The following is a 14,673-nucleotide window of genomic DNA, read 5'->3' on the forward strand; positions in this document are numbered from 1 at the left end:
ACGCAGAGCGTCGAGAACTGCGTTCCCACGCTGGAGCGTGAGGAACGATAACCTCGACTATCGTGCCCGATGCGCTGCGCTTCTGCCCGAAGGGCGTGTGAGCTTGCTCACGAAGACGCCGGTGCAGTCACTGATTACTCTGCGTGGACATGCCGGCCTGCGCAATGGCAAAACCCGGTAACCAAGCCCTACCCCATCACCACGCGACAACGACTAGCCTCATCGGGCCCATTCCTAAAGCAAGGATGCTTAGATGCTGCCTACCTTTCGCCTGATGACGTGCGCTCTTGTGTTTGTTCTGCCCGGCCTCGGCCATGCCAGGCAATGCCCTGACTGGCCTGCAGCCAAGGCGCGCAGCGAGGTCACCGCCTTGCAACAGCAGATTGCCGAGTGGGACGACAGCTACCACCGGCAGGGCATTTCGCAAATCGCGGATGAGCTCTACGATCAGGCGCGGCAGAAGCTGAGCCTGTGGCGCTCGTGCTTTGCCGTTTCCATTCCCGAGTCCGATCCGCTAAAGACAGCAGTCGGCCCGTTGCCTCATCCCGTTCCGCACACGGGCGTCAACAAGCTGGCCGACGAAGGCAGCGTCAAGGACTGGCTCAAGGGCCGCAACGATCTGTGGATTCAACCCAAGGTCGATGGCGTAGCCGTCACGCTGGTCTACGAAAAGGGCCGGCTTGTGCAGGCGATCAGTCGTGGTGACGGGCGCAAGGGGCAGGACTGGACCTCGCAGGCGCGGCTGATCAAGGCCATTGCTCAACAACTGCCCCAGGCTGAATCCACAATCCTGCAAGGCGAGCTGTACTGGCGGCTGGACGATCATATTCAGGCCGCATCCGGCAGCGTCAACGCGCGCAGCAAGGTTGCGGGACTGCTGGCACGGCAGACGATCAGCCCGCAGCAGGCCGACGCCATCGGGCTGTTCGTCTGGGACTGGCCGAACGGGCCTGCCGATATGGCGCAACGACTCGCGGGCCTGCAAGCCATGGGCTTTGAGGACAGCGCGGCCTATACGCATCCACTGGAAAACTACGCCCAGGCCGCACGATGGCGCGAACATTGGTATCGCAATCCCCTGCCGTTCGCCACGGACGGTGTGATCATGCGCCAGGGTCAGCGCCCACCTGCGCAGCGCTGGCAAGCCAGTGCGCCTTACTGGATTGCCGCCTGGAAACATCCCTACGCCCAGGCGCTGGCCGAGGTGCGCAAGGTCAACTTCAAGATCGGCCGCAGTGGCAGGATTACGCCGGTGCTGGAGCTGACCCCGGTGCGCCTCGATGATCGTACCGTCAGCCGCATCAGCACGGGCTCGCTGCAGCGCTGGCAAACACTGGATATCAGGCCTGGCGATCAGATCGCCGTGAGTCTGGCCGGGCTGACGATTCCAAGACTCGACGGCGTGGTGTCGCGTGCTGCCGAACGAGCCGACATGATCATTCCGCGAGCTGACGACTTTCATGAACTCAGCTGCTGGCAAGCCACTCCAGGCTGCGAAAGTCAGTTCCGCGCCAGACTGGCATGGCTCAGTGGCAAGAAAGGCCTGGCCTTGCCCGGCGTTGGTCCGGGGACCTGGAACACACTTATCGACAACGGCCAAATCATGGGCTTGCTCGATTGGATGACCCTGAATCATGCTGAGCTTGTTAACATTCCCGGCTTCGCTGAACGCAGTAGCGCTAAACTGCTCGACAGCCTGCAAACCGCACGCGAACGGCCGTTTCAGACATGGCTCAAGGCCATCGGACTGCCGCCCACGGGAGGCGCCAGACTGCCCGACAACTGGCACGAGCTGGCTGGTCGCAGCGTCGAGCAATGGCAAGCAGAGCCCGGCATCGGTCCTGGTCGTGCAGCCAGGCTCAGGGCTTTTTTTCAGGACCCACAGGTACAGGCACTGAGCCAGCAATTGCAGGCACAGAGCATTTCAGGTTTTAAGTAGCGGACGTTCATTTTTCTGTCCGTATTCAAACGGAGTTCATATGCAGTTTTTATCACCACTGATTCTTTTCACCAGCTGCACGCTGCTCGCCACAACCGTATTCGCAGACGCACAGGCCCCCGTGCAGTCCGAATGCCAGATCAAAAGCCAGGAAATCAGCAGCAAGATTCAGAACGCCAAGACCGAGGGTGACAAAACGGAGCAGGCCAACCTTGAAAAGGCACTCGCCGAGGTCAATGCCAACTGCACCGAAACGTCATTGATCAAACAACGCAAGCAGAAGGTGCTCGACGCCAAGCAGGAAGTCAGCCGCCGTCAGACCGACCTGAACAAGGCCATGGAAAAGGGCGATCCAGAGAAGATCAACAAGCGCAAGGACAAGCTCGCCGATTCGCGCAAGGAATTGCAGGAAGCCCAGACCGAACTCGAGAAAGTCCAGCCGGACGATTGATCAGGTTGCGACGCTGCCCATGATCGGCAGCGTCGCAAAACGGCTGTCAGGACACGGCCGGGAAAGCCGACACCCCGAACAGCGCGATGATCAGGCCCATGCCCACCAGCCAGACAAGCGAGCGCAGTGCGGCCAGATCAGCCAGGTAAAAGATGATGTACAGCAGGCGACTGGTGATAAACAGCACCGCCAGCACGTCAATGGTCACCAGCTGCGCGTTACCGGCAATGTGCGCAATGATCACCGCTGCGGCAAACGCCGGGGTCACTTCAAAGCTGTTCAGCTGGGCAGCATGCGCGCGGCGCGGGAACCCCTCCAGCTTGTCGAGAAAGGCACGCGGGTCATGATTGTGCCCGCTGCCAAATTTGCCGCTGCCGAACTTGGCGATACCGGCACAGATAATCGGCAGCAGGATCGCGACCAGCACGCACCAGAAAGCAACTGTCATACGTCCATCCTTATAGGTTCAGCTTCATCGGAAGCATCCGGGCAATACCCGCTCACACACTATGAGCGGGGGGTCAGCGAAAGGTTCTTGAAGAACGACCACCAACCTGACGCATTACACCAGTTTAGGAAAGATCAGGCTGAACGTGGTGAATTGGCCTGGCTCGCTCCGCACCGTGACCTGCCCTTCATGCAGGCTCATGATGGAACGCACAATCGCCAGACCGAGCCCGGTCCCGCCCTGCTGTCGCGCGCGGCTGACATGCACCCGATAGAAACGATCGAACAGGCGTGGCAGGTGCTCGGCATCGATACCATCCCCTGCGTTGCGCACCGCCAGTGACACTTCATCTTCATGCGTGGCTAGCGTGACGGTAATGACGCTGCCCGACAGACCATGGCGAATGGCGTTGGACAGCAGATTGGAAATCGCTCGCTGAATCATCAGCCGGTCACCGGTCGCCCTGGCGTGCCCCTGAACCTGCAAGGTGATGTCGCGATCCTCCGCCGAAGAGGAAAACAGTTCGGCGACCTTGTCCGCCTCCTCGCGAAGGTCGATGACCTCGACCGGCAACGGCGCTGCGGGCTGGCTGACACTGGCCAGAAATAGCATCTGACTGATCATGCGCGACATGCGCTCCAGCTCTTCGGTGCAGGACTCCAGGGCCTGTTTGTACTCCTCCGCCGGACGCGGTCTGGACAGCGTGACCTGCGCCCTGCCCATCAGGTTGTTCATCGGCGAGCGCAACTCATGCGCGAGGTCGTCCGAGAACTGCGCCAGTTGCTGCACATCGCCGTCCAGCCTGTGCAGCATGAAGTTGACGGCATGTGCCAGGTCGCGCAATTCGTCAGGCAGGCCCTTCACTTTCATGCGATGAGACAGGTCGCGGGCCGAGATCAGCGCGGTGACTTTCCTGAACGCCCCCAGCGGCCTGAGCCCGCGACGCACCACCCACCAGACGCCAAAGCCGACCAGCAGCAGAATCACCGGCAAGGCCAGGCAGGTCGATGTGACGTAAGCGTGCAGCAGCACGGTGTCGCTTTCCCTGTCCATGGACAGCCTGACCAGCACGTCCTGACCGGTCTTGAGGCGCACGGTCCTGTAACCCAGCAGAATCTTGTGGCCCTGGGCGGATTTCAGTTCCTGAAAGCCTTGCGGCAGCGTGTCGGCATCGGGAACCGGCAGATTTCGTCCCTCTACGTTACCAACGCTCATCAGCTCTTGCCGAGGGCTGCCCGAGTCGAGAATGGTCAGCGAGAAGCTGTCATGCCCGACGATCTGGTCACGCAGCGTGTGCGGGTACTGGACGATGTCGGCGACGCCCAGAAACCCCTCGCTCATGCTGTGTTCGATCTGCCTGAACTTCTCGCTCAAAGCGTCTTCGGCACGTATATCGAGCTGACGGGAAATGGCTGTATAGGCGAGCATTTCCATGACCAGCACCAGACACCCGATGAGTGCCGCGACCGTCAATCCGAGACGTGTCGAGAGACGGGTCAGCTTCATTCACGCACTTCCAGTACGTAACCGACACCACGCAGCGTGTGAATCAGCTTGGTCTCGAACGGATCATCGATCTTCGCGCGCAGACGGCGGATCGACACCTCCACCACGTTGGTGTCGCAATCGAAATTCATGTCCCAGACCAGCGAAATGATCTGGGTGCGCGACATGACCTCGCCGCTGTGCCGCATCAACAGGTGCAGCAGCGCGAACTCCTTGGTCGTCAGGTCGATGCGCTGCTTGCCGCGAAACGCCCGGTGCCGGCCTTGATCGAGCTCCAGGTCGCCGACCTGCAACACCTTGGCGGTCGTGGTCTGTTCGCTGCGGCGCATGAGGGTGCGGACCCGGGCCAGCAGCTCGGGAAACTCGAACGGCTTGACCAGATAATCATCGGCGCCCATTTCCAGCCCCTTGACCTTCTCCTCCAGCCGTCCCCGTGCGGTGACCATCATGATGCGCGTGTTGACGGTTTTTCTCAGGCGGCTCAACACCTCCCAGCCATCCATCTCCGGCAGGTTCACGTCCAGAATCACGACGTCGTAGGCCTGATGCTGCGCGAGGTAAAGCCCATCGAGCCCGGTGTTGGCGATATCGACCACATAGCCGCTTTCGGTCAGACCCTGATGCATGTACTCGGCAGTTTTCGGCTCGTCCTCTACTACAAGGATTCGCATAACCAGGCTTCCTGTTTGATGAACGGTGAATGACGATGCCGTGCAGTGTACTGAAAAGAAACGCCTGTCTCGCGAGATAACAGAATCGTAATTTTCCAGCAATCCCTGTGATAGCTCCCATTGCATAAAGTCCCGCTCAGCCAACTTCAGTGCCTTGGTGCCTGTTTGTATTCTTGCTTTGATGGGGTGATTTCATGGGTCTGGAGAACAACGTACGCATTCGGCGTAACGAAGAGTTGGCAGGGAGCCCGGCATGAGAGTCGGCGCACTTTGTCTGATGTTGTTACCGTTCATTGCTCCGGGCATGGCGATGGCCCAGGGCATCAGTCTGCCTCAGGCACTGGAAGCCGCCTTTGCCCGTAACCCGGAACTGGCCGCAGCCCAGTGGGAGATCGGCGTTGCCGAGGGTGATCGCCAGCAGGCTGGACTGATTCCCAACCCGACAGTGTCATGGGAAGTCGAAGACACCCGCCGCGAGACCAGCACCACCACCGTGATGCTCAGCCAGGCACTGGAACTGGGCGGCAAGCGCGGGGCGCGGATCGAGGCCGCCAGCAAGGGTCAGGACGCTGCGCGTCTGGAGCTGGAGCGCCGCGGCAACGAACTGCGTGCCGAGGTGGTTCAGGCGTTCTACGCAGCCGCGCGGGCGCAGGCTGGTCTGGAACTGGCGCGCCAATCCAGGACACTGGCCGAACGCGGCCTTGAGGTTGCCGAAGGGCGAGTCCGGGCGGGTAAGGTATCGCCGGTGGAAGCCACACGCGCCCAAGTGCAACTGGCTGAAACCGATCTGCTGGTGCGCCGCGCCGAGACCCTGAAAATCAACAGCAACCGCGAGCTGGCGCGCACCACCGGTTCGCCGCTCGCCTCTTTCGAACGTCTGGACTACAGCGACCTGTCGCCGGGCAAACTGCCACCGAGCGCAAAGCTACTGACCGCCCTCAATCAGTCCGCCGAGCTGCGCCTGGCGCAGACCCAGATCGAGCAGCGCGAAGCCGCGCTGGGGTCGGAACGCGCCAAGCGCATCCCCGACCTGACCGTCAGCGTCGGCAGCCAGTACAGCCGCGAAGAGCGCGAGCGGGTCAACGTCGTGGGCCTGTCGATGCCACTGCCGCTGTTCGACCGCAATCAAGGCAACGTGCTCGCGGCATCACGCCGTGCCGACCAGTCACGCGACCTGCGTAACGCCGTCGAACTGAAGCTGCGCACGCAGACGCAGTCCGCCCTCGATCAATGGACCACCGCCGCGCAGGAAGTCGAATCCTTTGACCGCGTGATCCTGCCCGCGGCGCAACGTGCCGTCGACACGGCAACGCGCGGTTTCGAGATGGGCAAGTTCGGTTTTCTGGAAGTGCTGGATGCGCAACGGACGCTGATTTCGGCGCGCAGCCAGTACCTCGAATCGCTGGCCACCGCCACCGAGGCCAGAGTCGCCATCGAGCGAATACACGGTGATCTCAACCGCTTCAGCCTCAACCCCTGACTTTCCTTTTCCGCCTGTATCGAGCGTATCGAAAGGTGCTGCACGCACCTGATCGCCGGGAGCCTTCATGAACAACAAACGAAGCATTGCCATCGCGCTGGCGGTGGTGGTCATCATTGGTCTGGGCAGTCTGACCCTGAACCCGCAGATGCTGCCGTTCACCGCCGGACCCAAGCCATCGGCCGAGGAGCACGCGCATGACGCCGAGCAGGGGCACTCTGAAGAGCCAGGCCACGCCGACGAGCAGGGCCACGGCAACGAGGCGAAAAAACCGGATGCCGCAGCCTCCGAGTCTTCCCATGAAGAAGAGGAAGAAGGACACATCGAGCTGACCGCCGAGCAGATCAAGGCGGCAGGCATCGAGCTGGCCAGCGCAGAACCCCGGCAGATGAGCACGACCGTGACCTTCCCCGGCGAAATCCGCTTCGATGAAGACCGCACTGCGCATGTCGTGCCGCGGGTCAGCGGCGTGGTCGAAGCCGTGAAGGTCGATCTGGGTCAGGCGGTGAAAAAGGGCCAGGTGCTGGCGGTGATTGCCAGCCAGCAGATTTCCGATCAACGCAGCGAATTGAACGCTGCACAACGACGCCAGGAACTGGCGCGTCTGACCTTGCAACGCGAAAAGAAACTCTGGGAAGACAGGATCTCGGCCGAGCAGGATTACTTGCAGGCGCGTCAGGACTTTCAGGAGGCCGACATCAACCTCGCCAATGCACGGCAGAAGATCAGCGCCATCGGTGCCAGCACCCATCCTTCAGCGGGAAGCCGCTACGAGCTGATCGCACCGTTTGACGCCGTGGTCGTGGAAAAACACCTGGGCATCGGCGAGATGGTCAGCGAGGCGAGCAACGCCTTCACGCTGTCCGACCTGTCGCGTGTCTGGGCCACCTTCGGCGTGGCGCCCAGGGATCTGGACAAGGTGGTGGTCGGTCGTCCGGTCATCGTCAGTGCGCCCGACCTGAATGCCCGGGTCGAAGGACGGGTCGGCTACGTCGGCAGCCTGCTGGGCGAGCAGACCCGCGCTGCGGCCGTGCGCGTGACACTGGCCAACCCGCAGGGCGCCTGGCGTCCCGGCCTGTTCGTTTCGGTGGAAGTCGCCGCCGAGCAGTCCAGTGTGGCGGTCAGTCTTCCCGAATCGGCGATTCAGTCGGTTGAGGACAAACCCTCGGTCTTCGTGCGCAACGCTGAAGGGTTTCAACTGACGCCAGTGACACTCGGCCGCCGCGATGGTGGCCACGTGGAAATCGTCAAGGGCCTGGCGGCCGGCACACAAGTGGCCACCGCCGGCAGTTTCATCCTCAAGTCGGAGCTGGGCAAAGGCTCCGCCGAGCACGCCCATTGATCTGCGTCCCACGAGTACACCCACATGTTTGAACGGTTGATTCAATTCGCGATTGAACAGCGCATCGTCGTGATGCTTGCTGTGCTGCTCATGGCTGGGCTGGGCATCGCCAGTTACCAGAAACTGCCCATCGATGCGGTCCCCGACATCACTAACGTACAGGTGCAGATCAACACCTCTGCGCCCGGCTTCTCGCCGCTGGAAACCGAGCAGCGCATCACCTTCGCCATCGAGACCAACATGGCGGGGCTGCCCGGTTTGCAACAGACGCGCTCGCTGTCGCGCTCGGGCCTGTCGCAGGTCACGGTGATTTTCGAGGACGGCACCGACCTGTTCTTCGCCCGCCAACTGGTGAACGAGCGCCTGCAGATCGCCAAGGACCAGTTGCCGGAAGGCGTCGATACGATGATGGGGCCGATCTCCACCGGCCTTGGCGAGATCTTCCTGTGGACAGTCGAGGCTCGTGAGGGCGCGCTGAAAGAGGACGGCACGCCGTACACGCCGACCGACCTGCGGGTAATTCAGGACTGGATCATCAAGCCGCAACTGCGCAACGTGCCGGGCGTGGCCGAGATCAACACCATCGGCGGTTTCGCCAGGCAGTACCAGATCGCGCCTGATCCGAAGAAACTGGCCGCCTACAAGCTGACGCTGAACGATCTGGTGGCAGCGCTGGAGCGCAACAACGCCAACGTCGGCGCAGGCTATATAGAACGCGGCGGCGAGCAGTTACTGATTCGCGCACCGGGTCAGCTGGGCACCGTGGACGACATCGCCAACATCGTCATCGCCAATGTGCAGGGCACGCCGATCAGAATCAGCAGCGTCGCCGAGGTCGGCATCGGCAAGGAAATGCGCTCCGGCGCAGCCACCGAAAATGGCCGTGAAGTGGTGCTCGGCACCGTGTTCATGCTGATCGGTGAAAACAGCAGGACCGTCTCGCAGGCGGTGGCCGCCAAACTCGCCGAGATCAACCGAACATTGCCGCAGGGTGTGGAAGCGGTAACGGTTTATGACCGCACCACGCTGGTGGAAAAAGCCATCGCAACGGTCAAGAAGAACCTGATCGAAGGCGCGATCCTGGTCATCGTGATTCTGTTTCTGTTCCTCGGCAACATCCGTGCTGCGCTGATCACCGCCATGGTTATTCCGCTGGCCATGCTGTTCACCTTCACCGGCATGTTCACCAACAAAGTCAGCGCCAACCTGATGAGCCTGGGCGCACTGGACTTCGGCATCATTGTCGATGGCGCGGTGGTGATCGTCGAAAATGCGATCCGCAGACTGGCGCATGCCCAGCAAAAGCACGGCCGCATGCTGACCCGCAGCGAGCGTTTCCACGAGGTATTCGCCGCCGCCAGAGAAGCCCGTCGACCGCTGATCTTTGGTCAGCTGATCATCATGGTCGTGTACCTGCCGATCTTCGCCCTCACCGGTGTGGAAGGCAAAATGTTCCACCCGATGGCCTTCACCGTGGTCATCGCCCTGCTCGGCGCCATGATTCTTTCGGTGACCTTCGTGCCTGCCGCCATCGCCATGTTCGTCACCGGCAAGGTCAAGGAAGAAGAAGGCTTTGTGATGCGCACCGCCCGCCAGCGCTACGCGCCGATACTGAGCTGGGTACTGGGGCATCGCTCGATAGCGTTCGGCATGGCATTCGTGCTGATCGTGCTGTCCGGCTTCACCGCCAGCCGCATGGGCAGCGAGTTCATCCCGAGCCTGAGCGAAGGCGACTTCGCCTTGCAGGCATTACGTGTGCCCGGGACCAGCCTGACCCAGTCGGTGGACATGCAGCAGCGTCTGGAAAAAGCCATCATCGAAAAAGTCCCGGAAGTGCAGCGCGTGTTCGCCCGCACCGGCACCGCCGAGATCGCCGCCGACCCGATGCCGCCCAACATTTCCGACAGCTACGTGATGCTCAAGCCGCAAAGCGAATGGCCTGACCCGGACAAGTCTCGCGAAACGCTGATCGCCGACCTGCAAAAGGCCGCCGCCAGTGTGCCGGGCAGCAACTACGAACTGTCCCAGCCGATCCAGTTGCGCTTCAACGAACTGGTTTCGGGGGTGCGCAGTGACGTCGCGGTGAAAGTGTTCGGCGACGACATGAGCGTGCTGAACCAGACTGCCGCAAAAATCGCCTCTACGCTGCAAAAAGTGCCAGGCGCCTCGGAAGTCAAAGTCGAGCAGACCACCGGGCTGCCGGTGCTGACCATCAATATCGACCGCGACAAGGCCGCGCGTTACGGCCTCAACGTGGCTGATGTGCAGGACGCCATCGCCATTGCGCTGGGCGGTCGTCAGGCGGGCACGCTGTATGAGGGCGACCGCCGCTTCGACATGGTGGTGCGCCTCTCCGAGCAACTGCGAACCGACGTGGACGGGCTTTCCAGCCTGCTTATACCGGTGCCCGCAGTTACAGGCAGCAGTGCTGGCAATCAGCAGATAAGCTTCATCGCGCTGTCCCAGGTCGCCAGCCTCGACCTGGTGCTCGGCCCGAACCAGATCAGCCGCGAGAACGGCAAGCGTGTGGTCATCGTCAGCGCCAACGTGCGCGGCCGCGACCTCGGCTCGTTTGTCGAAGAAGCGGGCACCACTATCGACAACGGCGTGCAGATCCCGGCCGGCTACTGGACCAGTTGGGGCGGGCAGTTCGAACAACTGCAATCGGCCGCCAAACGCCTGCAGATCGTCGTGCCGGTGGCGCTGCTGCTGGTACTGGCGCTGCTGTTCATGATGTTCAACAACCTCAAGGACGGCCTGCTGGTCTTCACCGGCATCCCGTTCGCCCTGACCGGCGGCGTCATGGCCCTGTGGCTGCGCGACATTCCGCTGTCGATCTCCGCAGGCGTGGGCTTCATCGCCCTGTCGGGTGTGGCGGTGCTGAACGGCCTGGTGATGATCGCCTTCATCCGCAGCCTGCGCGAACAAGGCCACTCGCTGCACAACGCCATCAACGAAGGCGCCCTCACCCGCCTGCGCCCGGTGCTGATGACCGCACTCGTCGCCTCCCTCGGCTTCATCCCCATGGCCCTCGCCACCGGGACGGGCGCCGAAGTACAGCGACCGCTGGCGACGGTGGTGATTGGCGGGATTCTGTCGTCAACAGCGCTGACGTTGCTGGTGTTGCCGGCGTTGTATCAGTGGGCGCATCGGCGGGAGGATGAGGAGGTGGTTGAGGCGCTTAAATAGCGTTCAAAACAACCGCTCAAGCTTCAGAAAGCTCGGCACACAGCCTTCTGGAGCTTTGCCCTGCCCACAGTGAACTTTCATTTGGGAAAAGGTCGAACGATTCAGCCTTCGACAGTAGACTGTGTCCGTAGCCTTCTTCGCATGGGGGTTTCAGACATTTCCAGGCAAGCGGGTAACCGCAGGACATATAAATCACGCGCGCAAGTGCTTATCGTCAACTTGCAAATGGCAGTCATTGGGGCCGCCGTGCATAAGGACGTGTAGATGTTGACGAACAAGGTTCCGGCCACATGACGCGCACCAGTATTTATGACCGCATCTCCGAACGCCGGCTGGCTGACGAAGCCCTGGCGCGTGAGGCAGCCGAACGTGCTGCCGCGCAGCAGGCACTTGAACGTGTCGAAGCGCTCATTCCTGTTCCAAAGCCGTTGCTCAACGCGCCCTGCAGTTTCAATTTCGGCGGGTTCCACTTCGGCTTTCCGGAAGGTTTCCAGTGCAACGCGATTGAAGCCACCGTTCAAGTGGGTGGAGAGCCTGTCGTGATCTCCGTTCAGCGTCGCGATGTACCTGAAGAGGCAACGCTTGCCGAAGCGTTCGCCGAAGCCGTCAAGGCGTTGCAGCCACTGCATGGCGAAATCCAGGTCATTCGCCACTATGAAACGCTGTTGGCGGGTAATGCAGCGCTGGCGCTGGATTTTCATTTTCGCGCAGGCCTCGAAGAACGGCATGGACGCCTTATCGGTTCCATCGTGCCATGTGCCGATCACAACGAACGCCAATGGCTGAGCGTGGGCTGCGTGATTGACTCCGAAAAGCCCGCGCTGAAAACCTGGTTGCTGGATTTCGACAGCATGCTTGAAGGCCTGACCACCCCCTGAACTCTATTTCATCGCTGACAGGACACGCTTTAATGGACTATCCGTTGCAGAACATCAGCGTCACTTCAGGTGATCGCACCTCAACTACTCGCAGCCCGCAGGAGTAACGGCGATGTTCGAGGCAGCGCGGTTACTGGATGAGATCGAACACACCGGGGCAATGGCGGGCTTTGTGCTCGGAGCGATTGTGGGCATCGCGGCAGTGGCGTATGTCTCGCTCACCGTCGCCACGTGCGGGTTCGGCGGTTTTTTACTGGCCATGGCGGTCGGTCTGGCCGGTAATGCCATTGCCAGCATCGGGGAGAGTATCGGCAGCGCCTTCAGCTCTCCGGCGGGGCAGATCGAATCTGCCTCGCCCAACGTGTTCATCAACGGTAGACCCGCGGCCTTTGCCATCGAAAGCACCGCCGTGTGTGACAAGCACTCGCCGATCGTCAAGGTCGCCGAAGGCTCCAGCAACGTCTTCATCAATGGCCAGCCCGCCGCACGCAAGGGCGACAAGCTGACCTGCGGCGCGAAAATCGGCACCGGCTCGCCCAACGTCTTCATTGGCGGCGGTACCCAACGCTACCTGCCGGTGGATGATGAAGTGTCGGCGATGGCCCGCTACACCGTGGACATTCTGTTGGTCGTGGCCGGCGGCGCCAAGGCCGTGCTCAGCATTGCCAAGCTGGGCATGCAGGCTGGCCTGAAAGCGGCAGGCCCTTGCGCGCTGCAGTTCATGGGCGGTGTCTTTCTCGGGGACGCCATTTTTCGCTTCGGCGTCGCCCCCGTGGCCGAAAAAGTGCTGGGCGGCCTGCACGGCAACCCGGTCGACACCACCACCGGACGCAAACTGCTGATCGACGAGTCCGATTTCAGCCTGCCCGGCCTGATGCCGATCGAGTGGACACGCTTCTACGCCAGCGACCTTGATGTCGACAGCGCGCTGGGCAAAGGCTGGGTGTTGCCCTGGGAACAAAGCCTGCGGCGCAAGGGCAGCTTTCTGTACCTCAGCGACAATCAGGGCCGCAGCGTGCCGTTCGTGACACTGGACTATAACCAACGTATCTACAACGCACAGGAACAGCTGTACCTGGTGCGTACCGAAGGCGGTCATTACCTGCTGCAAACACTGGATAACGTCTTTTACTACTTCGGCGAAGTCCCCGACGACAACCAGCCTGTTCCCCTGCAACGCGTCGAAAACGCCCTCGGTCATTTTCTGCATTTCGTGCGCAGCGAAGACGGCGTTCTGACCGACATCTGCGCCACCGGCGGGCATCGTGTGCACCTGCACTACGACGAGGTGACCAGCCGCCTGAGCACCGTCAAGCGGATCGTCGGCGACCAGGCCGTCGAGACGCTGGTGCGCTATGGCTACGACAACAATGGCCAGTTGAACAGTGTGTACAACCGCAATGGCGACTCGGTGCGCAACTTCAGCTACACCGATGGCCTGATGACCCGCCACGCCAATGCGCTGGGGCTCAGTTGCGAATACCGCTGGGAAGTTCTCGACGGCAAGCCGCGCGTGGTCGAGCACTGGACCAGCGACGGCGAGCACTTTCATTTCGATTATGATTTCGAGGCGCGCCAGACGCGCGTAACCGATGTGCTGGGTCGTCGCGCCGAGGTGACCTACAACAAGGACCGTCGCGTCATCGCCAGCACAGATTTCGGCGGTGAGCAGTACCGTATCGCGCTGGACAACACCGGCAATATCACCGGTCTGACGCTGCCTGACGGCAATCAGCTGGGCTTCGAATACGACGATCTGTCACGCCTGACCGCAGAAACCGACCCGCTGGGCCGAACCACCCGTTATCAGCATCACTACAAGACCACGCTGGTCAAACAGATCACTTACCCTGACGGCGCCGTCTGGACGGCCCGCTACGATTCGAAAGGCAATCTGGTTGCCGAGATCGATGCGCTGGGTCAAAAGACCGAATACCTCAACAGCGAAGATGGCCTGCCACACACCATCATCGATGCGACCTACAAATCCAGATACCTGTGGTGGAACAACCTGGCGCAGGTCGAGCGCTTCCAGGACTGCTCGGGCAAGAGCACCTGGTACCGTTACGACGAGCGCGATCAACTGGTCGCCGTCACTGATGCCCTGAACAACACCACCACACTGGAACGCAAACCCGGCGGCGAAGTGCTGAGCATCAACCATCCGGACGGCACCCGCGAGAGCTTCACCTACAACGCCCACGGCCAGGTGCTCACGCACACCAACGGCAAGGACCAGACCACGCACCTGGCACGCAACGCCCGTGGCCTGCCGATCAGACGCCAGGACCCCAAGGGTTTGATCGTGGGCTACCAGTACGACAAGGCCCTGCGCCTTGCCGCGCTAATCAATGAAAACGACGCCACCTACACGTTCGCCTACGACGACTCCGACCGGCTGATCGAAGAAAAGCGCATCGACCAACTGACCCGCCGATTCAGCTACAACCTCGGCGGTCACCTGACTCAGGTCGAGGAAATCGGCTACAGCGAGAAAGGTGAGCGACCACAGCGCAGCACGCATTTCGAGCGCGACCCGGTTGGCCGTTTGCTGGCCAGGCTCAACGACGACGCGCGTCAGGATTTCACCTACGACGACAGCGACCGCCTGCTGTCCATTCAGCGCACACCTACCGACGGCGGCAGAAAGCTCGGTGTCACGGCTGAAAAACTGGAATTTGCCTACGACATTCTGGGCCGCCTGACACAGGAAACGTCGCCCCAGGGCGCGCTGACCTACGACTACGATCCACTCAGCAACCTGACCAC

Annotated in this window: 10 protein-coding genes; 7 read left to right on the plus strand and 3 right to left on the minus strand. The window is 61.4% G+C overall.

Going from position 1 to position 14,673, the window contains the following annotated elements; all coding sequences use genetic code 11:
* Window positions 1-253 precede the first annotated feature (253 nt).
* Both ligB and QRN50_RS22610 read left to right on the plus strand, forming a co-directional pair.
* Entirely contained in the window at window positions 254-1,939 is a 1,686-nt protein-coding gene (gene ligB / locus QRN50_RS22605) for an NAD-dependent DNA ligase LigB (RefSeq protein WP_096127476.1), read from the plus strand.
* Between the two features lie 40 nt (window positions 1,940-1,979).
* A complete protein-coding gene (locus tag QRN50_RS22610; RefSeq protein WP_003405184.1) occupies window positions 1,980-2,390 on the plus strand; it encodes a DUF1090 domain-containing protein in 411 nt (136 codons plus the stop codon).
* A gap of 46 nt (window positions 2,391-2,436) precedes the next feature.
* Here QRN50_RS22610 and QRN50_RS22615 read toward each other — a convergent pair whose 3' ends face one another.
* The 3 genes from QRN50_RS22615 to QRN50_RS22625 all read right to left on the minus strand — a co-directional run bounded on the left by QRN50_RS22615 (window position 2,437) and on the right by QRN50_RS22625 (window position 5,015).
* Complete coding sequence (locus QRN50_RS22615; RefSeq protein ID WP_003405186.1) at window positions 2,437-2,838, minus strand: MAPEG family protein; 402 nt, start codon at window positions 2,836-2,838, stop codon at window positions 2,437-2,439.
* A 114-nt stretch (window positions 2,839-2,952) separates the two neighbouring features.
* A complete protein-coding gene (locus QRN50_RS22620) occupies window positions 2,953-4,344 on the minus strand; it encodes a heavy metal sensor histidine kinase (RefSeq protein ID WP_003405188.1) in 1,392 nt (463 codons plus the stop codon).
* On the minus strand, window positions 4,341-5,015 hold the full coding sequence (locus QRN50_RS22625; protein ID WP_003405189.1) for a heavy metal response regulator transcription factor: 675 nt from the start codon (window positions 5,013-5,015) through the stop codon (window positions 4,341-4,343). Before QRN50_RS22625 ends, QRN50_RS22620 begins: the two co-directional genes overlap by 4 nt.
* Window positions 5,016-5,268: 253 nt before the next feature.
* Between QRN50_RS22625 and QRN50_RS22630 the strand changes: the two genes are divergently transcribed.
* The 5 genes from QRN50_RS22630 to QRN50_RS22650 form a co-directional block, all read left to right on the plus strand.
* Entirely contained in the window at window positions 5,269-6,495 is a 1,227-nt protein-coding gene (locus tag QRN50_RS22630) for a TolC family protein (protein ID WP_057457164.1), read from the plus strand.
* Between the two features lie 67 nt (window positions 6,496-6,562).
* Window positions 6,563-7,837, plus strand: a complete 1,275-nt coding sequence (locus tag QRN50_RS22635; protein ID WP_096127475.1) for an efflux RND transporter periplasmic adaptor subunit — start codon at window positions 6,563-6,565, stop codon at window positions 7,835-7,837.
* A gap of 24 nt (window positions 7,838-7,861) precedes the next feature.
* Window positions 7,862-11,026 (plus strand): CusA/CzcA family heavy metal efflux RND transporter, encoded by a 3,165-nt coding sequence (locus QRN50_RS22640; protein WP_096127474.1) that lies wholly within the window; start codon window positions 7,862-7,864, stop codon window positions 11,024-11,026.
* A gap of 290 nt (window positions 11,027-11,316) precedes the next feature.
* Window positions 11,317-11,904 (plus strand): hypothetical protein, encoded by a 588-nt coding sequence (locus QRN50_RS22645; RefSeq protein ID WP_096127473.1) that lies wholly within the window; start codon window positions 11,317-11,319, stop codon window positions 11,902-11,904.
* 112 nt (window positions 11,905-12,016) lie between these two features.
* On the plus strand, window positions 12,017-14,673 hold a 2,657-nt coding region (locus QRN50_RS22650; protein WP_192873924.1), incomplete at its 3' end, for a DUF6531 domain-containing protein.

The sequence above is a fragment of the Pseudomonas sp. MEJ108 genome (assembly GCF_030208985.1).
In the GTDB taxonomy this organism is placed as follows: domain Bacteria; phylum Pseudomonadota; class Gammaproteobacteria; order Pseudomonadales; family Pseudomonadaceae; genus Aquipseudomonas; species Aquipseudomonas fragariae.